This is a genomic window from Mesorhizobium sp. M8A.F.Ca.ET.165.01.1.1 (genome assembly GCF_004792065.1).
Classification (GTDB): Bacteria; Pseudomonadota; Alphaproteobacteria; order Rhizobiales; family Rhizobiaceae; genus Mesorhizobium.
Map to the genome: position 1 here is coordinate 38,727 of NZ_SRTH01000022.1, position 20,486 is coordinate 59,212.

The 20,486-nt window shown below is 64.8% G+C and carries 20 protein-coding genes; 10 read left to right on the forward strand and 10 right to left on the reverse strand.

The window, feature by feature from the left end:
- Positions 1-231: 231 nt before the first annotated feature.
- Together EN808_RS32285 and EN808_RS32290 are read right to left on the reverse strand one after the other, a co-directional pair.
- Positions 232-933, reverse strand: a complete 702-nt coding sequence (locus EN808_RS32285) for a phosphatase PAP2 family protein (RefSeq protein ID WP_135918004.1) — start codon at positions 931-933, stop codon at positions 232-234.
- Between the two features lie 8 nt (positions 934-941).
- Positions 942-1,283, reverse strand: a complete 342-nt coding sequence (locus tag EN808_RS32290; protein WP_056585458.1) for a hypothetical protein — start codon at positions 1,281-1,283, stop codon at positions 942-944.
- 167 nt (positions 1,284-1,450) lie between these two features.
- Between EN808_RS32290 and EN808_RS32295 the strand changes: the two genes are divergently transcribed.
- Complete coding sequence (locus EN808_RS32295; protein WP_127278299.1) at positions 1,451-2,842, forward strand: sensor histidine kinase; 1,392 nt, start codon at positions 1,451-1,453, stop codon at positions 2,840-2,842.
- Complete coding sequence (locus EN808_RS32300) at positions 2,839-3,501, forward strand: response regulator transcription factor (RefSeq protein WP_127871064.1); 663 nt, start codon at positions 2,839-2,841, stop codon at positions 3,499-3,501. Before EN808_RS32295 ends, EN808_RS32300 begins: the two co-directional genes overlap by 4 nt.
- A 192-nt stretch (positions 3,502-3,693) precedes the next feature.
- On the opposite strand, the gene EN808_RS36575 is transcribed toward EN808_RS32300, so the two are convergent.
- The gene (locus tag EN808_RS36575) at positions 3,694-4,179 is read right to left on the reverse strand and encodes a hypothetical protein (protein WP_189524220.1); all 486 of its coding nucleotides are present in this window, start codon (positions 4,177-4,179) and stop codon (positions 3,694-3,696) included.
- Positions 4,180-4,455: 276 nt separating this feature from the next.
- Here EN808_RS36575 and EN808_RS32305 point away from each other — a divergent pair, with 276 nt between their 5' ends.
- Positions 4,456-6,459, forward strand: coding sequence for a PhoX family phosphatase (locus tag EN808_RS32305; RefSeq protein WP_135918005.1), 2,004 nt, complete (start codon positions 4,456-4,458; stop codon positions 6,457-6,459).
- A gap of 134 nt (positions 6,460-6,593) precedes the next feature.
- A complete protein-coding gene (locus EN808_RS32310; protein WP_127276434.1) occupies positions 6,594-6,818 on the forward strand; it encodes a hypothetical protein in 225 nt (74 codons plus the stop codon).
- Here EN808_RS32310 and EN808_RS32315 read toward each other — a convergent pair.
- Positions 6,810-7,994, reverse strand: a complete 1,185-nt coding sequence (locus tag EN808_RS32315; protein WP_135918006.1) for an NAD(P)/FAD-dependent oxidoreductase — start codon at positions 7,992-7,994, stop codon at positions 6,810-6,812. The two genes, EN808_RS32310 and EN808_RS32315, sit on opposite strands and share 9 nt — an antisense overlap.
- A gap of 443 nt (positions 7,995-8,437) precedes the next feature.
- Here EN808_RS32315 and EN808_RS32320 point away from each other — a divergent pair, with 443 nt between their 5' ends.
- On the forward strand, positions 8,438-9,475 hold the full coding sequence (locus EN808_RS32320; protein WP_127276438.1) for a phosphatidylglycerol lysyltransferase domain-containing protein: 1,038 nt from the start codon (positions 8,438-8,440) through the stop codon (positions 9,473-9,475).
- A gap of 79 nt (positions 9,476-9,554) precedes the next feature.
- Here EN808_RS32320 and EN808_RS32325 read toward each other — a convergent pair whose 3' ends face one another.
- On the reverse strand, positions 9,555-10,334 hold the full coding sequence (locus EN808_RS32325) for an ABC transporter permease (RefSeq protein WP_127276440.1): 780 nt from the start codon (positions 10,332-10,334) through the stop codon (positions 9,555-9,557).
- Positions 10,331-11,257 carry an ABC transporter ATP-binding protein gene (locus tag EN808_RS32330; RefSeq protein WP_135883984.1) on the reverse strand — a complete coding sequence of 309 codons (927 nt, stop codon included), beginning with the start codon at positions 11,255-11,257 and terminating at the stop codon, positions 10,331-10,333. The genes EN808_RS32325 and EN808_RS32330 overlap by 4 nt, the downstream gene beginning before the upstream one ends.
- Before the next feature lie 295 nt (positions 11,258-11,552).
- On the opposite strand from EN808_RS32330, the gene EN808_RS32335 reads away from it, so the two are divergent.
- Positions 11,553-12,914, forward strand: a complete 1,362-nt coding sequence (locus tag EN808_RS32335) for a cytochrome ubiquinol oxidase subunit I (protein ID WP_135918007.1) — start codon at positions 11,553-11,555, stop codon at positions 12,912-12,914.
- Positions 12,915-13,194: 280 nt separating this feature from the next.
- A complete protein-coding gene (locus EN808_RS32345) occupies positions 13,195-14,199 on the forward strand; it encodes a cytochrome d ubiquinol oxidase subunit II (RefSeq protein ID WP_135918008.1) in 1,005 nt (334 codons plus the stop codon).
- Positions 14,200-14,244: 45 nt separating this feature from the next.
- Here the strand turns inward: EN808_RS32345 and EN808_RS32350 are convergent, their stop codons facing one another.
- Positions 14,245-16,833, reverse strand: a complete 2,589-nt coding sequence (locus EN808_RS32350; protein ID WP_135918019.1) for an AAA family ATPase — start codon at positions 16,831-16,833, stop codon at positions 14,245-14,247.
- Positions 16,834-17,056: 223 nt separating this feature from the next.
- Between EN808_RS32350 and EN808_RS32355 the strand changes: the two genes are divergently transcribed.
- From EN808_RS32355 to EN808_RS32365, 3 genes are all read left to right on the forward strand, one after another.
- Positions 17,057-17,332: a DUF4242 domain-containing protein gene (locus EN808_RS32355; RefSeq protein WP_135918009.1), complete on the forward strand. Its 276-nt coding sequence runs from the start codon at positions 17,057-17,059 to the stop codon at positions 17,330-17,332.
- Entirely contained in the window at positions 17,307-17,573 is a 267-nt protein-coding gene (locus EN808_RS32360) for a hypothetical protein (protein WP_135918010.1), read from the forward strand. Before EN808_RS32355 ends, EN808_RS32360 begins: the two co-directional genes overlap by 26 nt.
- A gap of 76 nt (positions 17,574-17,649) precedes the next feature.
- Positions 17,650-18,150 carry a hypothetical protein gene (locus EN808_RS32365; RefSeq protein ID WP_135918011.1) on the forward strand — a complete coding sequence of 167 codons (501 nt, stop codon included), beginning with the start codon at positions 17,650-17,652 and terminating at the stop codon, positions 18,148-18,150.
- A 164-nt stretch (positions 18,151-18,314) separates the two neighbouring features.
- On the opposite strand, the gene msrA is transcribed toward EN808_RS32365, so the two are convergent.
- The 3 genes from msrA to EN808_RS32380 form a co-directional block, all read right to left on the reverse strand.
- Positions 18,315-19,040, reverse strand: a complete 726-nt coding sequence (gene msrA, locus EN808_RS32370; RefSeq protein ID WP_135918012.1) for a peptide-methionine (S)-S-oxide reductase MsrA — start codon at positions 19,038-19,040, stop codon at positions 18,315-18,317.
- A gap of 235 nt (positions 19,041-19,275) precedes the next feature.
- Entirely contained in the window at positions 19,276-19,593 is a 318-nt protein-coding gene (locus EN808_RS32375; protein ID WP_135918013.1) for a hypothetical protein, read from the reverse strand.
- Between the two features lie 113 nt (positions 19,594-19,706).
- Positions 19,707-20,411, reverse strand: a complete 705-nt coding sequence (locus EN808_RS32380; RefSeq protein WP_127276452.1) for a DUF1223 domain-containing protein — start codon at positions 20,409-20,411, stop codon at positions 19,707-19,709.
- Between the last annotated feature and the right edge of the window lie 75 nt (positions 20,412-20,486).

A 20,486-nucleotide genomic window follows, 5' to 3' on the forward strand; every position in this document is an offset into this window, starting at 1 on the left:
GCATAGGTCACCAGCGGTCGCTTGACGCTTGCGGCACGTTAGCGTCTTCGCCTGATTGTCCATTTCTCGATACTTTCCGAGGATTTCAGCCTAAGGTGCCGCACATTCGGGGCAGGGGATAACGAGGTTGAACGTTTTCAAGATCTTGATGACATCAGCAGGCTTGCTACCGATGGCTTTGGCGCTGGCGGGTGGTGGGCACCTCATCAACAGGTTGATCTGACGGTGGGGTCAGGCATCGTCGCTCACCGCCTGGCGCCGTTGCAGAACCCTCGCCACCAACCAGCATAGCATCGCCCAGGCGAAGCCTGCACACCAGCCCGCCAGCACATCGGACGGCCAGTGGACGCCCAGATAGACGCGGCTGACGCCGACCAGCACCGTCGTCAGCACCGCCAGGAACAACACGTAGACCTTGGTGGTTCGGCCTGGCAGGAAGCGTGCCGCCAGCGAACCGAGCGTGAGATAGGTCACCGCCGACAGCATGGCATGGCCGCTCGGAAAGGAGAGCGAGGTCTCGTTGACCAGATGCGAAACCAGTTCCGGACGTGGCCGGTCGACGCCGACTTTCAGCAGGCTCGACAGAAGCTGGCCGCCCGCCACGGCAACGAAGATGAGAAGCGCAGTGCCTCGCCTGCGGATCAAAAGCAGATATGTGATCGTTGCCGTGGTGATCAGCACCAGCACGCTGGTACTGCCAAGGCTGGTGATGTCACGCATCGCCCCTTCCAGCCATGACGGACCGATGGGAACGCCGGGCTGGCCCGGCTGGCGGAAAGCGAGAAGTATCTCGGTATCGAAGGCGTGCGGCGTGGTGGCCCGCGCCACCTCCATCAATTCCTCGAACGCCCACAGCCCACCAGCGATGACCAGTCCGGCCAGCAGCACCGGGAATTCGACCCGGTTGAGCAGCGTTTTCGCAGCGTTTTTCATCGGCACGGTTATAACCGCCCTTGCAGATAGGGCCCAAGGGTGATCAGCGCCACGGCGGCGATCGCCAGCATGATGCCGGTCGCCTGCAGCGCGTTGACGCGCTCGCCGAAGAACACCAGCGCCACGACATTGACCGAGACCAGCTGGATGACCGCCGAAAGGCTGAACGACACCGACATGCCGAACTCGCGGATCAGCCGCAGCATGATCAGATTGCCCAGCGAATAGAGCGCCAGCGTCAGCAGGATCTTGCCCAGGCTCGGCGCCAGTCCCCATTGCTTGGCGGCGGTCGCCGCCAGCAGGAAGATCACCGTTGAAAAACCCAGCTGCAGCAATCCCGAAAAACTCAACGTCCGTCCCCCTCGAAGTGGCTTTCGCCTGATATCGCGGACCTTGTTTCCGAAGCGCGCCGAGACGTCAAGCGAGGTCGTTGCAACGAAGGTCTTGGCAACGGCGAGACTGAAGCTCAATGTGCTGGAATCGCCCAGCATATCGATAGAAGGGCGGTCAGGGGACCATGATTCGTATTCTTCAGAACTTGGCGCGGCGCTGGAGCGAGCTTTCCCTTGCCCTGCAATTCGTCGTTGCCGGCGGCTTTGGGCTGCTGGTCGTCATGCTGATCGTGGGGACTTGGGTGACGACGCAGATCCGGGACGGCGTCATTCGCAATTCGGCCGCCACGACGGCGCTTTATGTCGACAGTGTGATTGCGCCGCTGCTGCCCGACCTGCGCAAGAGCGAGGAGCTCAGCGAATCCGTCAAACAGGCGCTCGACGAGACACTCGGCCAGGGCGCGCTCGGCAAACGCCTGGCGTCGTTCAGGCTCTGGCGCCGCGACGGCACGGTGCTCTACGCGAAGGACGCGGATTTGATCGGCCGCCGCTTCGAGCTGAACAAAAATCTGCGTTCCGCCTTCCAGGGTAGCGTCATGGCCCAGTTCGATACGTTCGACGAGGACGAAGACAAGGAGCGGGCCGCGGGTGTGCCGTTGCTCGAAATCTACAATCCGGTGCGCGAACCCTGGTCCGGCGACGTGGTCGCCGTCACCGAATTCTACGAGCTCGCCGGCGATTTCAAGGCCACCCTGGCTTCCGCCCTGCTGTCGAGCTGGCTGATCGTGGCTGGCACCACCTTGACGGCATTCCTGCTTCTGTCGGGCATCGTCCTGCGCGCCAGCCGCACCATCGACGACCAGCGCGGGGCGCTGCGCCGCCAGGTGTCGGAACTGCAGGGCCTGGTGACGCAGAACAGCGCCTTGCGGCAGCGCGTGCAGCGGGCATCCCGCCGCGCCACGGCGCTCAACGAACGATACCTGCGCCGGATCGGCGCCGACCTGCATGACGGCCCTGCCCAGCTGGTGGCCCTGGCGGCGCTGCGCATGGACAGCCCGGTGTTTACCGGCGACGGCCATGGCAGCGAAGGCCGCTCGACCGAGGTCGCCATGATTCGCAAGACGCTGGAGGACGCGATGCGCGAGATACGCGGCATCTGCACCGGCCTGGTGCTGCCGCAGATAGAAACGGCGGCGGCGGCGGACGTGTTGCGGCTGGCCGTCGAGGAGCATGAGCGCCGGACGGGCACGTCGGTGACGCTTACGCTGCCCAAACATTTGCCCGAGCCCGGCGCTTCTGAAAAGATCAGCATCTATCGCTTCGTGCAGGAGGGGCTGAACAATGCCTACCGCCACGGGCGGGGCAAGGATCAGGCGGTGCGTGCGGGAATGAAAAATGGCCGGCTTTTCGTCGAAGTGTCGGATGGCGGGCCGGGCTTCGATCCGGCCCGGGCCGAAGGGTTGGGGCTGGCCGGCCTCAGGGAGCGGGTTGAAAGCATTGGCGGACAGTTCGAAACCCTGACGGGGCCGAAGGGCACGAAATTGATGATCCGTCTTTCGGTCGAGGAGCAAGCATGATGGGCGCCATCCGCATCGCCATTGTCGACGACCATCCTCTCTTCCGCGAGGGTGTGACACGCAGCCTTTCGGAGATCGGAGGCTTCGAGGTGGTCGGAGAAGGGGCTACCGCGCAGGACGCGGAACGCATCGCCTCGACCGTGCAGCCCGACATATTGCTGCTCGACATTTCCATGCCCGGCGGCGGCCTGGCCGCGGTTGCAAGCATCCTTGCCGACCATCCCGCCCAGAAGATCGTCATGCTGACCGTTTCGGAGGCCAATGCCGACGTGACCAAGGCCCTGAACGCGGGGGTGCACGGCTATATCCTCAAAGGAGTCGGATCGCGCTCGCTTGCCGATATCCTGCGCAACGTGGCGGCCGGCGAAAGCTATCTTTCGCCGATGTTGTCGGCCCGGCTGCTTTCCGATGTGCAGTCCCTGCAGCCCACCAACGGCGTGGCGGACCGGCTGCGGCAACTCACCGGCCGACAGACCGAAATCCTGCGGCTGGTGGCGGAAGGACTGAGCAACAAGGAAGTTGCCTTGCGCCTGGAGCTGCAGGAGAAGACCGTCAAGCACCACATGACGGGGGTGCTGTCGAAACTCAGCGTGCGGAACCGCACCGAGGCTGCCCTCATGATGCGCGAGTTTCGTGACCGCGAGAGGGACTTCTCATAAAGCGGTTTAGCGAAGCTACGCGCTTCTCCCGGGAAAACCGCTACGCACTTTTCATGGAATTGCTCCAAGTCATCGCAGCATTGGAACACAGCGCGAAAACGAGGTCACCTCCGCCGGGGGGCGGCGGAGGTGACGTGTGAAGCTGGTCGTTGCCTGTTGACCAGCTTCACAAGGCGGAGATTTCAGAAGGATTCAAAGGGCCTTGAGACGGCTGACGTCGGCCGGTGTGGCCGGGCGGTCGATGATCGTGCGGTCGAGCGCATCCTTCATCCTGAAACGGCCGTTCTCGATCTTTTCCGTTAAGCCGTCGGGGTGGTGAACCGTAATCTTGTTGCCGTCCACGTCGACCTCGTCGCCAGTGGTGGCGTTGACATGGCTGCTCTTCCCGCCCTGGCCCTTGCCGGACCCCGAATTTCCGCCACCGTTGTCAGCGCCATTTCCGTTGCCGTTTCCATTGTTGCCGCCGCCGTTGCCGTTTCCATTGCTGCCGCCGCCACCGCCTCCACCGCCACCGCCACCACCACCGCCGCCACCGCTACCCTTGGCGAGCGCGGTCGCGGCCTCGATTCCAGGCACGAAGCCATGAAAGGCAATTCCATAGGGAGCGATGGTCAGCGCCAGAAGCGCAGCCGATCCGAAAGCCAGCCGGCAACAACGGGCCGTTATCGATCCGTGCATCCCTGAACTCCGTCGATTGAGCCGGTGCACCCACCCCAACGTTGCAGTGCAACCAACATCGCCGAAACACGTGGTGACCGGAAGCGACCTCCGACCGTTGCGTTTGTCTCCCAGGACCTTTGCAGGCGCAAGACTGGACTAAAGTCCGAGGTCCGGCGTGAAAAATGGTGTCGTGAGGCCGCGGCAGCGCCGATACCTTGTCACGAAAATGTGATCGGCCGACTGTAAGGCGGTCGATCAGGCAACAAGCTCCAGCCAATCCAGCCAGAGGCTCTCATGACCGAACATTGCTCCCCCGACGCCCGATTCCGCACCAGCCTGCTCGAGGAAAACGAAGGCCCGGCCAACAATCCCAGCGAAAACCGCACGATGGGCGAGATCATCGCCGCGCGGTTTTCGCGCCGGGGCTTCCTCAAGGGTTCGCTTGCCGTCTCGGCGATCGCCGCCACCGTCAGCCCGCTGGCGATGATCGCCGCCGACGATGCCCGCGCCGCGGAAAGCTCGGCCTTCAAGTTCGACGAGTTGGAGGCCGGCATCGACGACAAGCACCATGTCGCGCCGGGCTACGACGCCGATGTGTTGCTTCGCTGGGGCGATCCGCTGTTTGCCGATTCGCCGGAATTCGATCCGACCAAGCAGTCGGCACAAGCCCAGGCCAGGCAGTTCGGCTACAACAACGACTATGTCGGCTACATCGCGATCGATGGCTCGGCGGAACATGGCCTGCTGGTGGTCAACCACGAATACACCAACCCGCATCTGATGTTCCCGGGCATCGTCAAGATCGTCGAGAAGGACGGCAAGATGGCGGCCGAGGTGGCGCCGCTCTCGAAGGAGCAGGTCGATGTCGAGATGGCCGCGCATGGCGGCACCATCGTCGAGATCCGCAAGGACGGCGGCAAATGGCAGGTTGTGCGTGACGGCAAGCTCAACCGCCGCATCACCTCCAGCACCGAGATGACGCTGTCCGGCCCGGTCGCGGGCCATGACCGCGTCAAGACCAATGCCGATCCGTCCGGAACGAAAGTCCTCGGCACGATCAACAACTGCGCCGGCGGCGTCACGCCCTGGGGCACCTATGTGATGGCCGAGGAGAACATCCATGGCTATTTCTCCGGCGAGCTGCCGGAAGGCCACAAGGAAGCCGCCAACTACAAGCGCCTCGGCATCCCGGAAGGCGCCTATGAATGGGGCGCGCATTACGACCGCTTCAACCTGGCCAAGGAGCCGAACGAGCCCAACCGCTTCGGCTGGATCGTCGAGGTCGATGTCAACGACCCGGATTCGGTGCCGCGCAAGCGCACCGCCATGGGCCGCTTCAAGCATGAGGGCGCCGAATCGATCGTCGCCAAGGACGGCCGCGTCGTCTTCTATCTCGGCGACGACGAGCGCTTCGACTATGTCTACAAATTCGTCACCAAGGGCATGTTCAATGCCGGAGACCGCGCGGCCAACAAGGACCTGCTCGACGACGGCACACTGCATGTCGCCAGATTCGCCGAGGACGGCTCGGTCGAATGGATGCCGATCGTGTTCGGCCAGGGTCCGCTGACGGCGGAAAACGGCTTTGCCGGCCAGGCCGACGTGCTGATCGAGACGCGCCGCGCCGCCGACCTGCTTGGCGCCACCAAGATGGACCGGCCCGAAGACATCCAGCCCAATGCCGGCAACGGCAAGGTCTATGTCATGCTGACCAACAATTCCAAGCGCAAGGCCGATCAGGCCGACGCCGCCAACCCGCGCGCCGGGAATACCTTCGGCCACATCATCGAGATCGTCGAGGACGGCGGCGATTTCGCCGCCACAAAGGGCAAGTGGGAAGTGCTGCTGAAATGCGGCGACCCGTCGGTGGCCGATGTCGGCGCCACCTTCTCCACCGCGACGACGGCCAATGGCTGGTTCGGCATGCCCGACAATTGCGCGATCGATTCGGCCGGGCGCCTGTGGGTCGCCACCGACGGCCAGGGCCCGAAGGCCACCGGCCGCACCGATGGCCTGTGGGCGGTGGACACGGAAGGATCGGCGCGGGCGACCTCGAAACTGTTCTTCCGGGTGCCGATCGGGGCCGAGATGTGCGGCCCGCTGTTTACGCCGGACGATCAGACCGCCTTCGTCGCCGTCCAGCATCCGGGCGACGGCGGCGAGGACTGGGACGCGTTTGGCCGGCCTTCCTATTATGAGGACCTGTCGACCCGCTGGCCCGATTTCAAGCCCGACATGCCGGTACGGCCTGCGGTCGTGGCGATCACCAAACAGGGCGGCGGCAAGATCGGCGTCTGACGTCGGGCGAGACAAAACGAGAGGGGCTTCGGCGATCCGCGGCCCCACTTTTTTGCGCGGCATTGCATTCAAGCCTCGGGAAAGATTGGCAATTTACACATGGCGCCCTAAATCGTGATCAGGAGATCATCGCCATGCCCAAGTCGATCTACGACCGTGGCCTGCTCAAACCTGACGAAGTGGCCACGTTGCAACGTGTCTTCGATGAGGCCTGCCGCCGACGGCAAGCGCATCCCGAATCCACGGAGGCGCGTGAATTGGCCCTCACCTTGCTTGCCCTCTACAATGCCGGCATGGTCGACGAGGAGATGCTGACCGAGGCCGTCGGTTTCCGGCGGCTGGAGCCGAAATCAGCGTGAGGTCCCCGGCTGGCCGGGACCGGCGATGCGCCTGGCTATCGCCTTGGCCAATATGCCGGCATTGGCGAAGCAGCCGCGGATGCTCGGCCGCATGCCGGTGAACCACAGGCCGGGCAGTTTCGGATCGGCCTGACCGCCGTTGAAGAGCGGAACGCCCTTTTCGTCGAGCACGCCGAGATTGCCGACCATGCGCTCCAAGCCGGTGCGGTAGCCCGTCGCGGCAATGACGATGTCGGGAGCGATCAGGCTGCCATTGGCCAGGATGACGCCATCGCGGGTGAACTCCCGTATCCCCGGCACCACCAGGATCCTGCCCGATTTGATGGCATTGACGGCGCCATCGTCGGCGGCGATCGCGGTGTAGTCCGAAGTCAGACGGCTGGCGCCGCCGGCAGGTGCCCGCGGGATGCCGAATTTGGTGAGATCGCCGAAAACCAGGCGCTGCGTCACCGCCATGACCGCGTCGGCGACGCGCAGCGGCAAGCGCGCCATGAGCGGCGAGAGGCGATGCACGGCGATCTTGCCGATACGCTTGGGCAAGAGGACGGGGCCGTTGCGGGCCGACAGCCAGACGGCGGCGGTATCGATGCCCGCCAGATGGTTGAGGGCATCGAAGCCCGAATTGCCGGCGCCGACAACCAGCACCTTCTTGCCCGCATAGGCCTGGGCGTCGCCAAAATCGGCCGAATGGACGATCCGGCCCCTGAACGCCTCCATGCCCTTCCATTGCGGCGTGTAGGGCTCCCTGTCGCGGCCGGTGGCGACGACGACATGACGCGCCAGGCGCGAGCCGGCGCTGGTGCGCACGATCCAGTGGTCGCCCCCGGACATGATGGCCTCGACGGAAACGCCAAACTCCACCGGCAAACGGTTCGCCTCATGGAAATCGTTCATATGGCGGATGACGACATCCCGGTGCGGAAAGGCAGGGGTACCCTTGGGATAGGCAAGGCCGGGCAGCGCCGAGAGATCGCGGTGGGTGTTGAGGTGCAGCTGATCGTGGCGCCGGCGCCAGGGCTCGGCCAGCCGGCTTTCCTTCTCCAGGACCACCGTCGCCACGCCGGCCTTCATCAAGGCCCGCGCGACAGCCAGCCCCGCGGCGCCGGCGCCAATGACGATCGCCGGCTCGACAGCCAGCAACTGCTCCATCATCGTCCCGGGTGTCGTGTCAGCCATTCACACTCGAATCCCATTCGCCCTTGCGGCAACCCCGAAGGCTCGCAGGCCGCTGTAACAGTTTGATCGCGCGCCGAGCCCGAACGGCAAATCGAAGCCGATTTTCAATGGGCCTGCGCCGAGCCGTGGTCTCGCCCCGGAGCATTCCGCCGCCGGGCGAAAACTACCGGATCGCGCAACTGCGGCCAAAACCACGACATGAAACGGTTGCCCGCTTCTGTCCGAATACATCCAGCCCTATATGGCATATCGGCGGCATCGGCGATAACCAGGTCGCGGCAAAGTGATTGATTCGAGGTCCGGGGGCTGGTGGACCTCTTCTGACGATGCAGGAATTCGAACCCGTAACCGACTCGGCTTCCCGCTAGAAATCAAGGCGCCACGGCGGTCTTGCGTGCCATTCAAGGCATGCGGCGCCGCAGACGGCACGCGGAATCTCGACCATGCCCTCCTTGCGGATCTATTTCGACAACATCCTCGAGGGCGCCTCGCCCAAGGTCGAGCGACTGGCGCTGACGCATGTCGAGCGGCTGGCGCTGGTGCGCCGCTATGGCGATTTCTCGCTCGCCTATTCCACCGCCGCGCAGCGCAAGCTTTCCTATTTTGGCGACGCCGACGGCTACATCGCCTTCGGCACCAAGATGAGGCATCATTTCGCGCTCGGCGATCCGGTGGCGGCGCCGGCGCAGCGGCCCGATTATATCAGACGCTTCGTCGAGCGTGCCGGCGGCCCATGGTTCGTGCAGATCGGCGAACAGACCGCCCAGGTCCTTGCCGGACTCGGCTACAAGGTCAACCGGCTGGGCATCGACACCCGCCTTGTCCTGCCCGACCATGATTTTTCCGGCAAGCGCAACGAGACCGTGCGCTATTCCGAGCGCTGGCTGCTGAAGAAAGGCTTTTCGTTCGAGGAGGACAAGCGCACGATCCATCTCGACGAGATCTCCCGGCTCTCCCAAAACTGGCGCGGCGACCGTATCGTCAAGCGCTGGGAGATGGGTTTTCTCAACCGTCCGTTTTACGAGCAGCTCGGCACCGACATGCGCCGTTTCGTCCTGCACGGTCCCGATGGCGACCTGGTCGCCCTGCTCGACTTCGATCCGCTGTTCGCCGACGGCAAGGTGATCGGCTACACCACCGCCTTCAAGCGCAAGCATATCGATGCCTCGCCGCATGCCGAGATCGGCCTGACCAAATTCGCCGTCGACCGCTTTCGCGAGGAAGGCGTTTCGGTGGTGACGCTCGGCCTGTCGCCGCTGGTCGATGTCGGCCCGAGCGGATTTGCCGAAAGCGAGTTCTGGCGCAACACCTTCCAGCGCGCCTACGACTCGCCCTGGATCAACCGCCGCAGGTTCAACCTGCAGGGACAGGCGGCATTCAAGCGCCGCTTCCATGGCGCCGAGGAGCCGGTCTATATCGCTTTTCGCGAGGGGGCCTACATCGAGATGCTGGGGCTGCTGCGGCTGGTCAAGGCCATCTGAGATCCGCCGATATTCAGGTGAGGCCGGCCTGCGCTGAATCTCACAAATCTCGGCTGCGGCTCAGGACGCCTTCAGCCGATCAGTTGCGCAGCCGGTAGCCGGTCCGGAAGATCCAGGCGACGATCGCGATGCAGGCGGCCAGGAACACCAGCGTCATGCCGAGGCTGATGCCGACCGAGACGTCGGCCTTGCCGTAGAAACTCCAGCGAAAGCCGCTGATCAGGTAAACCACGGGGTTGAACAGCGTAATCGTCTTCCAGATGCCTGGCAGCATGTGGATCGAATAGAAACTGCCGCCGAGGAAGGTCAGCGGGGTGACGATCAGCAGTGGCACCAACTGCAGCTGCTCGAAGCTTTTCGCCCAGATGCCGATGATGAAGCCGAACAGGCTGAAGGTGACCGCCGTCAGGATCAGGAAGGCGAGCATCCAGAACGGATGCTCGATCTGTAGCGGCACGAACAGCGAAGCCGTCGCCAGGATGATCAGGCCGAGGATGATCGACTTGGTCGCTGCCCCACCGACATAGGCGATGACGATCTCCAGATAGGAGACCGGAGCTGACAAAAGTTCGTAGATCGAGCCGACGAATTTCGGGAAATAGATGGCGAAGGAGGCGTTGGAGATCGACTGCGTCAAGAGCGACAGCATTATCAGTCCCGGCACGATGAAGGCGCCGTAGCTGATGCCGTCGATCTCGGTGATGCGCGAGCCGATGGCCGAGCCGAAGACGACGAAATAGAGCGATGTCGAGATGACCGGCGAGATGATGCTCTGCAGCACGGTGCGGAACGCACGCGCCATCTCGACCCGGTAGATCGCCCATACCGCGCGAAAATTAGGGGCCGCACGCAGGTTCATGGCTCTTGCCTCAGGAGATTGACGAAGATCTCTTCGAGCGAGCTGTTCTTGGTGTCGAGATCGCGGAACTGGATGCCGGCCGCCTCGAGATCCCTGATCAGCGAGGCGACGCCCGGCCGGTCGCTCTGGTTGTCATAGGTGTAGGTGAGTTGGGTGCCGTCCGGCGACAGTTCGAGCGCGTAGTGCGAGAGCCCGTCGGGCACGCTGGCGAGCGGCGCGCGCAGCTCCGCCGTCATCTGCTTGCGGCCGAGCTTGCGCATCAGTTCGGCCTTGCCCTCGACCAGGATGATTTCGCCGCGGTTGATGACGCCGACGCGGTCGGCCATGGCCTCGGCTTCCTCGATATAGTGCGTGGTGAGGATGATGGTGACGCCGTCCTCGCGCAACCGGCGCACCATCTCCCACATGTCCTGGCGCAGCTCGACGTCGACGCCGGCGGTCGGCTCGTCGAGGAACAGGATGCGCGGCTCGTGCGACAGCGCCTTGGCGATCATCAGCCGCCGCTTCATGCCGCCCGACAGGGTGATGGCCTTGGCGTCCTTCTTGTCCCAGAGCGACAGATCGCGCAGCACCTTCTCGACAAAGGCCGGATTGGCCGGCTTGCCGAACAGGCCGCGGCTGTAATTGACCGTTGCCCAGACGCTCTCGAAGGCGTCGATGGTGAGTTCCTGCGGCACCAACCCGATCAGGCTGCGCGCGGCGCGATAGTCCTTGTTGATGTCGTGGCCGTCGACGCGGACGGTACCCGACGAGCGGTTGACGATGCCGCAGACGATCGAGATCAGCGTCGTCTTGCCGGCGCCGTTGGGGCCGAGCAGGGCGAAAATCTCGCCGCGCTGGATATCGAGATTGACTTCCTTGAGCGCGGTGAAGCCGGTGGCGTAGGTCTTGGAGACCCCGGAAATGGACAGAATGGAGGGCATGGTTGAAAACGGCTGCCTGAAAGAGGTGACTTCATATAGGCCTGTTGTCGCCCGGTGCAACCGCAAGTCAATGCCGCTGCTGCCAGTTCTCGACACCGGGGCGCGGGCAGCCTGAAGACAGATCGCCTGCATCCGGTAAAATTGTCCTGTGGCGTTCAGCCTCGCGGCAGGACGCCGCTTTGACCTGCCCCCGCTTCGGGCCTATCCTTCGCCAGTATTGGAGCAATTCCAGGAAAAGTGTAAAGAGGTTTTCTGCCCGGAGTTGCGTCGAAATAATAAGCAGCCGGAGCCCGCCATGGACCCGCTTATTCTCTCGCGCATGCAGTTCGGCGCGAATATCTCGTTTCATATCCTGTTTCCGACGATCACCATTGCCCTTGGCTGGGTGCTGCTGTTCTTCAAGCTGCGTTATAACGCGACCAATGATTCCGCCTGGATGCGCGCATATTTCACCTGGGTGAAGGTGTTCGCGCTGTCCTTTGCCATGGGCGTGGTTTCGGGCGTCACCATGAGCTTCCAGTTCGGCACCAACTGGCCGGGCTACATGGAGCATGTCGGCAACATCGCCGGACCGCTGCTCGCCTACGAGATCCTCACCGCCTTCTTCCTCGAAGCGGCCTTCCTCGGCATCATGCTGTTCGGGTTCCGTCGCGTTTCCAACCGCGTCCACACGCTGGCGACGGTGCTGGTCGCCGGCGGCACCACGCTGTCGGCCTTCTGGATCATCGCGCTCAATTCCTGGATGCAGACCCCGGCCGGCTTCGAGATGCGCGATGGCGTGGCACATGCCGTCGACTGGTGGGCCATCGTCTTCAACCCGTCCATGCCCTACCGGCTGGTGCACATGCTGCTCGCCTCGGGGCTTACGGTCTCGTTCCTGATCGCTGGCCTGTCGGCGCTGCGCTACCTCAGGGGCGACCGTTCGGAATCGATGTGGAAGGCGCTGCGCACCGGCGTCTTCACCGCCGCCATCCTGATCCCGATCCAGATCCTGGCCGGCGACCAGCATGGGCTCAACACGCTGGAACACCAGCCGCAGAAGATCGCGGCCATGGAGGCCAACTGGAACACCGGCCCCAACGTGCCGCTGGTGCTGTTCGCGCTGCCCGACGAGGCGGCCAAGGAAAACAGATTCGAGGTCGCGATTCCGGATGGGGCCAGCCTTATCCTGCGGCACGGCACCGACGGCGTGGTGCCAGGGCTGAACGACTACCCCGGCAACCACCCGCCGGTCTTTCCGCTCTTCTGGAGCTTCCGCATCATGGTCGGCACCGGGCTTTTGATGCTCGCCGTCTCGTGGTCGGCCGCCTTCTTCCTCAAGCGCCGGCATTCGCTGCCCAGGCCGCTCGCCCTGCTGATGGTGCCGATGGCGCTGTCGGGCTGGCTGGCGACACTGGCCGGCTGGTACACGACCGAGATCGGCCGCCAGCCCTGGCTGGTGACCGGCGTGCTGAAGACAGCCGACGCCGTCGGTCCGGTGGCCGGCAGCCATGTCGCGCTGACGCTCGCCATCTATCTCCTGCTCTACCTGCTTTTGCTGATCGCCTATCTCGGCGTGCTGGTGCACCTGGCGCTGAAGGCGCCCAAGGATGGCGATTCATCGCCGCTGCCGGGCGTGATGAAGACGGCCATGTCGCAACCGGCGGCGGGGGAGTGAGCATGCTTTCATCGCAGGTCCGCGCCGCCCCTCACCCGCCTGTCGGCATCCTCTCCCCGTATAGTGACGGGGAGAGGGGCGCTGTCGTCGCCGATTTCGCTTCTCGTCAGCGTTGCTGGAGGGGTGCCGGCGGTGCGGCCAGCCCACTTCTCCCCGCCACTATACGGGAAGTGCCCGGCAGGGCGATGAGGGGCGGCGCCAACCCCGACAATCGATTTGAAACGATCGCTTCAAGCGGTAAGGCCGTGCACCCGGCCCATCGCGGCTGGGAGATATCCCGATGACCTATGACTGGCCAACCCTGCTCCCCCTCATCTTCGCCGGCCTGATGGGCCTCGCCATCCTGATCTATGTCATTCTCGACGGGTTCGACCTCGGGATCGGCATCCTGTTCGCCGCCGCCGAGGACACCGAGCAGGACACGATGATTGCGGCAATCGGCCCGTTCTGGGACGCCAACGAGACCTGGCTGGTGCTGGCCGTCGGCCTGCTTCTGGTCGCCTTTCCGCTGGCGCATGGCGTCATCCTCACCGCGCTCTACATTCCCGTCTTCGTGCTTTTGGTCGGGCTGATCCTGCGCGGCGTCGCCTTCGATTTCCGCGCCAAGGTGCCGGCGGGGAAAAAACATCGCTGGAACCGTATTTTCTTCCTGGGTTCGGTCATCGCCTCGCTGGCGCAGGGCTACATGCTGGGCGTCTACGTGCTCGGCCTCGATGTCGGGCCGGGCGGCATGGCGTTCGGCGTGCTGGTGGCGTTCTGCCTGGCGGCCGCCTACGCGGCGATGGGCGCTGCCTGGGTGATCTACAAGACCGAAGGCGAGCTGCAGAAGAAGGCTGTGCGCTGGCTGCGCACGGCACTGGTGCTGACCGCGCTCGGCATGGCCGCGGTGTCGCTGGCGACGCCCTTCGCCAGCCCGCGCATCTTCGACAAATGGTTCGTCTGGCCACAGATGCTCTATCTGTCGCCGCTGCCGATCCTGTCGGCGCTGCTGTTCCTCTGGCTGTGGCGGCAGACCTTCCACCTGCCGAGGCCCGATGACCGCCATGCGCTGACGCCGTTCCTGACGCTCGCCGCCATCTTCGCGCTCGGTTTTGCCGGGCTGGCCTGGTCGTTTTATCCGTTCGTGGTGCCCGATCGCCTGACCATCTGGCAGGCGGCGTCGGCGCCCGAAAGCCTGGCGATCATCCTGGCCGGCACCGTGGTGGTGCTGCCGGTGATCATCTTCTATTCGTTCTATGCCTACCGCGTGTTCGGCGGCAAGGCGACGGATCTGACTTACGATTGAGGCTCTGCCTGCGAGCAGGGCGGGCGGCGGATCAAGCGTGCCGGCTCAGATCAGCCCGCTGTCGCGCGCGGCGGCGGTGGCCTCGCCGCGCGACACGGCTTCCAGCTTGCCCAGCACCGCCGAGACATGGTGGTCGACCGTTTTGGGCGAAATGGCGAGATGCTCGGCGATGCGCTTGTTGGACAAGCCGCGCTCGATCAGCTGCAGCACTTCCATCTGGCGCTCGGTCAGGCCGGCGCGGTTGGCGCGCGTGGAGCGGCGCGGGCCACGGGCGATGTGAATGACACCGCTTCGGCGCATGATGTCGCGCACGTGCTGGGCGACCGGCCGGGCGCCAAGCGCCTCGAATATCTCCAGCGCCACCCGCTGTGCGGCTTCGTCGCCCTGGGCAAGCGCCAATGCGCGTTCGTAAGGCGCGTCGAGCTCGACCCAGGCCGAGGCCGCGCCACGCCAGTCCCCGGTGAGCAGCATCCTGTAGGGCAAGGCCATGCCGGCCGTGTATCCGGGATCGACATCCGGTACCAGCATTCGCCGCCAGACGGCCAGTTCGGCAAAGACAGCCCGTGTCGGTGACAGGCCTTCGGCAAGCCCGATGAGCCGTAGCGCCTCGTCCTTGTCCGCCTGCCCAAGCCAGGCCTGTTCGGCAACCACCGCCGCGTAGGGCAGCAGCCGCTGCAGCTCGATGCCCTTTTCCAGAAACCGCTTCATCTCCGCCAAAAGCGGCTCGGCCGATGGGTCGCCGCGCCGAAGGCGCAGTTTCACCAGCGCCACCAAGGCGGGATAGCGCACCAGGGCCGTGGCCTGATCGTTGCCAATCACATCCAGCGCCTCGGAAGCCGCCTCGTCCCAGCATCCCTGACGCAGCCGCAACTGCGCGCGCACGCCGTGCATGTAGTCGCGCCATGTCGCCAGATCGTTCTCGACGCAGTAGTCGATGCCGCGATCGAGGAAGGATTGAGCCTCGCGGTAGTCGAGCTGGTTCATGCCGCCACAAGCGCAGTTGGTGAAGGCGCGTGCCGCGTGCTCCTGAAAATTCTCCTGCAGCGCGATTTCGAGGCTGCGGGCAAGATGCCGCCGGCTGCTGGCCAGATCCAGCCACTGCTCGGCGGCGCCGACATTGTTGAGGGCGTGGCAAACGACATCCGGCCGGTCCAGCCGTTCGGCGAGCTCTATCGCCCTCGAGCCCAGCGACAACGCCTCGTCCAGTCTTTCGGCCAGCATCGCCAGCTGCGAAAGGTTCGAATAGGCCATGGCAAGCTCGGCACTGGGCCCAACGCTCTCCAGCAACGCGACCGCCTGGGCGCCGAACCGGTCGGCGGCCTGCCGGTCGCCCAGGAGATAGGCGAAGCGGGACAGCCATCTGAGGCTGTCGCCTTCTTTCAGACCGTTGCCGAGCGCCTGCTGCAATGCGCGCGCCTTCTCCTGCGCCTCGATGGCGTCGTCGATGCGCGCGATCAAATGGCACTCGAAGGCATATTGCTCGTAAAGCCCGGCGCGCTCTTGCGCGGGCAAGGTGTCGGCCTGGCGCAAGGCGACCTCATAATAGCCGGTGGCGTCGCGATGGGCGCCAACGCGGGAGGCCTCGCGCGCCGCGACCGGCGCCAGTTCGCGCACCGTCTCCAGATTGTGCGCCTCCACCGCGTGATGGACCAGCCGCGCGGTGGCGACGTCGCCCCTTTCGAGCAGCGCCGACAGCGCGCGCTGGTTGAACGCCCGTCGGTGGCTGGTCGTCAGCATCGTCTCGATGGCGTGGCGGGCGATCTCGTGGCGAAACGCATAGGCGTCGCCCAGATCGTCCAGCAAACCGTTGGAGACGCATTCCGCGAGCTGGCCGGCACTGGCCACGCCGCACAGGCCCGCCAGCGCCCAGGCGTCGGCGCGCCTGGGAAATACCGAGACGGCGTCGAGCATCGAGCGGGCACCGGCCGACAGACGTTCGGCGCGCGCCAGCACCGCGTCGCGCACGCTGGCCGGCAATGCCGTTTCGCATTCGCAGCTCAACAGTTCGGTGACGAAAAAGGCGTTGCCGGCGGTCGCCCGGTAGATGGCATCGCCGTCACGGCCGGCGGCGCCGGCGAGCGACAGCACCGCCGCCTCGCTCAAAAGCGGCACGTCGATGCGTGCGACGCTTGCGGCCGGGATTTCGCCCAGCGCGCGGCGCACGCGCATCTGGCCCTCGCTGCGGTCCGTGCGCGCCGTCAAAAGCAGCAGGATGTGGGTGTTGGCGATGCGGCGGCCGAGAAAGCGGACGAAGTCGAGCGTCGCGTCATCGGCCCAGTGCAAATCCTCGATCACCAGAATGGTCGCGCCCGCTGTCGCGTCGAAGACGTCCAGCGCGTCGGAAAACAGCGGCAGCCGCTCTCCCCGCCGCGCGTCGACGGCTTGCGGCATTGCCCATTGCGCCTCTCGCGCAAGGTCGTAGAGCGGCCCGAGCGGATCGGGAATCGACAGGTCTTCGCAGGCGCTGCGCAAGATGCGGGCCCGCGCACCGGCTTCGCCGATGAAGGCCTCGACAAGCGCCGACTTGCCGGCGCCCGCTTCGCCCGACAACGCCGCCACGTGACCGCGGCCGCGGCCGGCCTGTGCCAGCAAGCCGTCCAATTGCGCCAGCTGTGTCTGCCGTTCCAGAAGCATGGTCATCGGCTCACGTGATCCTGGTTGCGGCCGCCGCGCCCCAACTCGACCGCCAGGGTATCCGGGCTCGGTATCTGCTGTGTGGCTCCTGGACTAAACGCCGTTAACATGGGGAATCGTCCCGCCAAACATAGGGAAAGGTTCCGATGCGCGCCGTTGACAGGCGTGATCATGTCCAGCCGCGCTCAATTCGAGCGTGTCCAATGGAAAAGGGAACCTCGATATGCCCCGCTATGTGGTTGAACGTACATTTCCTGCCGGCCTCAGCGTGCCGATGAACGATGCCGGCGCCGATGCACTGGCCGGAGTGATCATGCGCAACGCCGAGAAGGGCGTCACCTGGGTGCAGTCCTTTGTGTCGCCCGACAAGAAGCAGAGTTTCTGCATCTATGACGCGCCTTCGCCGGAGGCGATCCGCAGCACCGCCCAGAAGAACTCCCTGCCCGTCGACAAGATCACGGAGGTGCGGGTTCTTGACCCTTACTTTTATCGCCCATGAAGGTCCGGCCGCCCAGCGCAATGGCGGCATGCCCGACATGCCGGCCAACGACGCGATGCCTGCCCTGGGAGATGATCGCCGGGCGTGGGGCGTGCCCCGCCGCCTGCGGCGGATCGTGTCGGCGCTTTCCGCGCACTTGCCGGGCAGGCGCCGGCCACCGGAAGGCGACTATCTGAGGCGCGACATCGGCCTGCCGGAGCGCGAAGAGCTGCCCCACTACTGGGACTTCACCCGGTTATAGCCACCGATACGCCCGGCCATACCGCTTCGCCGCGAGGAGCGGGGGCTCCCGCGCGCATCAACAACGAGGAGAGAAAATGAACATCCATCTGTGGACCAGACATCTCATCAACCTGTCGATCCTGTCGATCGCGGCCACGGCGGCGAATGCCCATGAAACCGGCGCGCTGGACGAGAAGGTGCGGGCGGCCAATAGCCGCTTCGAGAATGTGGCGATGGCGACCGCCGAAGGCTACGCGCCGATCGCATGCGCCAGCGGCATCAGCGGCGGCGCGATGGGCATCCACTACGTCAATGCCGCCTATCTGAAGGACGACGCGATCGATGTCGCCAAGCCGGAGGCGGTGATGTACGAGCCGATGTCCGACGGCAAGCTCAGGCTTGTTGCCGTCGAATACATCACCTCGAAAGGTCCGGCATCGCTCGGAGGGCAGCTGTTCAACTTCAACAGCGCACCCAACCGCTACGGCCTCGGGGCTTTCTACGAACTGCATGTCTGGGCGTGGAAGAAGAACCCGACCGGGACCTTTGCCGACATGAACCCCGATGTGTCGTGCGATGCGATGAAGGTCATGTAGGCACAAAATCTCCCCTCGAGGGGGAGATGTCGCCGTAGGTGACAGAGGGGGTCGCCGGACGTAAGGCGCTAGCCTTCTTCTGTCGCAACAGGTCGAGCCCGGTCGGACCGACCCCCTCTGGCCGCTTCGCGGCCATCTCCCCCTCAAGGGGGGAGATTAGGCACTCAGTTGCTCGCCGACAGCACCAGCACCGGCTTTTCGCTGTAGAGCGCCGGGAACAGCGTCTTCAAATTCGCCACCTTGGGCAGGTCGTTGTAGACGATGTAGGGGTAGGTCGGGTTCAGTGTCAGGAAGTCCTGGTGGTAGTTTTCGGCCGGGTAGAAGGTCTTGCCGGTTTCCAGCGTGGTGACGATAGGCTCGGAAAACACCTTGGCCTTGTCGAGCTGGACGATGTAGCTCTGCGCGATCTTCTTCTGCGCGTCGTTCTCGGCGAAGATCGTCGAGCGGTACTGGGTGCCGGAGTCCGGTCCCTGGTAGTTGAGCTGGGTCGGGTTGTGGGCTACCGAGAAATAGACCTGCAGCAGCTGGCCGTAGGTGACGACGGAGGGATCATAGGTGATCTCGACGGATTCGGCATGGCCGGTGCGGCCGGTGCCGACCGTCTCGTAGACGGCGTCGTCCTTGGCGCCGCCAGTATAGCCGGAAACGGCCTTGCTGACGCCCTTGACGTGCTGGAACACGCCCTGCACGCCCCAGAAGCAGCCACCGGCGAAGATTGCCTTTTCGCTGCCGGGGGCCGCCTTTTCGTCGATTGCCGGCGGCGGGATTTTCACCGCGTCCTCGGCGGAGATGGCCGGCGTCAGCCAGAAGGCGGCGCCCGCGACGGCAAGGGCGAGTGCGGCGAGCGCGCCCCGGACAAGACCGGCCGAACGGTTGTTGGTGTTGGTCATGGTTGCACTCCTCATGGCTTCCCCCGTTGATCAGTAATTTGGGGGATCAGTCTATTGGATCAGCTACGGTGGCGCGATGCGCGAAAGTTGCGGCGGCGCCTCACATTCGCGTGCGCCGGGACTTTCGCCTTGACGTAGTCCCCGACGCAAAACCGCTTCAAGCCTTTGCCGGGATTGTTCCAGCGACTGTCCCCGGCTGGACAGGGAGCCCGCCGGGGACAGCCACGCGCCAAGCTCAATTGGCGGTGGCATCCGTTGCCGGCTTCATGGCATCGGTCGCCGGTTTCATCGCGTCCGCGGCGGGCTTCATCGCGTCCGCGGCGGGCTTCATGGCATCGGCGGCGGGCTTCATGGAGTTGGTGGCCATCGGGTCGGCCGGCTTCATCGCATCGGTTGCCGGCTTCATGGCGTCCGCGGCCGGCTTCATGGCGTTGGCGGCGGGTTTCATCGCATTGGTGGCATCATCGGCGCGCGCGATGCCGCCGGCAAACAGCGCGGTCGAGCACAGAGCGAGCGCGAGCGCCGGCAGCGTCAGGCGGGAGAAATTGGTCATGATCGGTTTCCTTGTGGAGTTGGTGGCACGCCCTTTTGGACGGCCGGGGTCTTGCGCCGCCGCCCATGCGGTGGCGCAAATCTGTGCTCGGCAAATCTCTGCTCGAACGCGATCTAGTTGGCGGCGGCGGCCAGGATCGGCCCGCCGCCGGGCGACTGCACCAGCACGGCGGTGCTGAGGCCGCCCGAGGCTGCCGGCAGATCGAGCGTCTTGGCCTCGCCGCTCCAGCTGCCGAGTTTTGTCAGCGCGTGCACGACATTGGCGTGCGGCAAGGTGCGGCCGGTGTTTTCGCCGCGCGCCACCGGCACCTCGACGACACCCTTGGTGTAGCGCACCAGCCAGACATCGGCCTTGCCGCCCGGTGCCGCGCCGGCGCCGATCGCGACCTTGCCGCCGTCGAGCGAAAGCGACGGACCGCCGGTCTTGGCCGTGGCAGTGATCAGATGTTCGATCTCACCGGGTGCGGCGCCGACGACGTCGGCATGGCCGTTGACCACTACTTGCGGCGTGAACGGCCCGTCATGGCCGAGCGGCGGCTCGTAGGAAACCTGGCGCTGGGTGAATTCCTGCTTGCCGAACGTGTCCTTCCAGCCGAGATAGTCCCAATAGGTGACGTTGAACGACAGCGCGAGCACGCCGGGCCGGTCCTTGACCTTGATGAGGTTGGCATTGGCCGGCGGACAGGACGAGCAGCCCTGGCTGGTGAACAGTTCGACCACGCTGAGCGGCTGGGCTGCCGCCGCGCCGAGCGAGGCGGCGAGCGCCAGAGCGGCGAGGCCGGACAGTGCGAGGACCCTGCTTGAGATGACTGGCGACATCGGCTTGCTCCCTGGGAGGGCGCCACGATGCGCCCGTCATATCCCCACTTCGCCGCCACTTGCCGCTTCGTTACA

Bases quoted from the DNA above. Each gene is read 5' to 3' on its own strand.
- EN808_RS32325 (WP_127276440.1), bottom strand. From the start codon at position 10,334: ATGAACCTGCGTGCGGCCCCTAATTTTCGCGCGGTATGGGCGATCTAC.
- EN808_RS36575 (WP_189524220.1), bottom strand. From the start codon at position 4,179: ATGCACGGATCGATAACGGCCCGTTGTTGCCGGCTGGCTTTCGGATCG.
- EN808_RS32380 (WP_127276452.1), bottom strand. From the start codon at position 20,411: ATGTCGCCAGTCATCTCAAGCAGGGTCCTCGCACTGTCCGGCCTCGCC.
- EN808_RS32300 (WP_127871064.1), top strand. From the start codon at position 2,839: ATGATGGGCGCCATCCGCATCGCCATTGTCGACGACCATCCTCTCTTC.
- EN808_RS32345 (WP_135918008.1), top strand. From the start codon at position 13,195: ATGACCTATGACTGGCCAACCCTGCTCCCCCTCATCTTCGCCGGCCTG.
- EN808_RS32305 (WP_135918005.1), top strand. From the start codon at position 4,456: ATGACCGAACATTGCTCCCCCGACGCCCGATTCCGCACCAGCCTGCTC.
- EN808_RS32315 (WP_135918006.1), bottom strand. From the start codon at position 7,994: ATGGCTGACACGACACCCGGGACGATGATGGAGCAGTTGCTGGCTGTC.
- EN808_RS32365 (WP_135918011.1), top strand. From the start codon at position 17,650: ATGAACATCCATCTGTGGACCAGACATCTCATCAACCTGTCGATCCTG.
- EN808_RS32295 (WP_127278299.1), top strand. From the start codon at position 1,451: ATGATTCGTATTCTTCAGAACTTGGCGCGGCGCTGGAGCGAGCTTTCC.
- EN808_RS32355 (WP_135918009.1), top strand. From the start codon at position 17,057: ATGCCCCGCTATGTGGTTGAACGTACATTTCCTGCCGGCCTCAGCGTG.
- EN808_RS32310 (WP_127276434.1), top strand. From the start codon at position 6,594: ATGCCCAAGTCGATCTACGACCGTGGCCTGCTCAAACCTGACGAAGTG.
- EN808_RS32375 (WP_135918013.1), bottom strand. From the start codon at position 19,593: ATGACCAATTTCTCCCGCCTGACGCTGCCGGCGCTCGCGCTCGCTCTG.
- EN808_RS32335 (WP_135918007.1), top strand. From the start codon at position 11,553: ATGGACCCGCTTATTCTCTCGCGCATGCAGTTCGGCGCGAATATCTCG.
- EN808_RS32330 (WP_135883984.1), bottom strand. From the start codon at position 11,257: ATGCCCTCCATTCTGTCCATTTCCGGGGTCTCCAAGACCTACGCCACC.
- msrA (WP_135918012.1), bottom strand. From the start codon at position 19,040: ATGACCAACACCAACAACCGTTCGGCCGGTCTTGTCCGGGGCGCGCTC.
- EN808_RS32350 (WP_135918019.1), bottom strand. From the start codon at position 16,833: ATGCTTCTGGAACGGCAGACACAGCTGGCGCAATTGGACGGCTTGCTG.
- EN808_RS32285 (WP_135918004.1), bottom strand. From the start codon at position 933: ATGAAAAACGCTGCGAAAACGCTGCTCAACCGGGTCGAATTCCCGGTG.
- EN808_RS32320 (WP_127276438.1), top strand. From the start codon at position 8,438: ATGCCCTCCTTGCGGATCTATTTCGACAACATCCTCGAGGGCGCCTCG.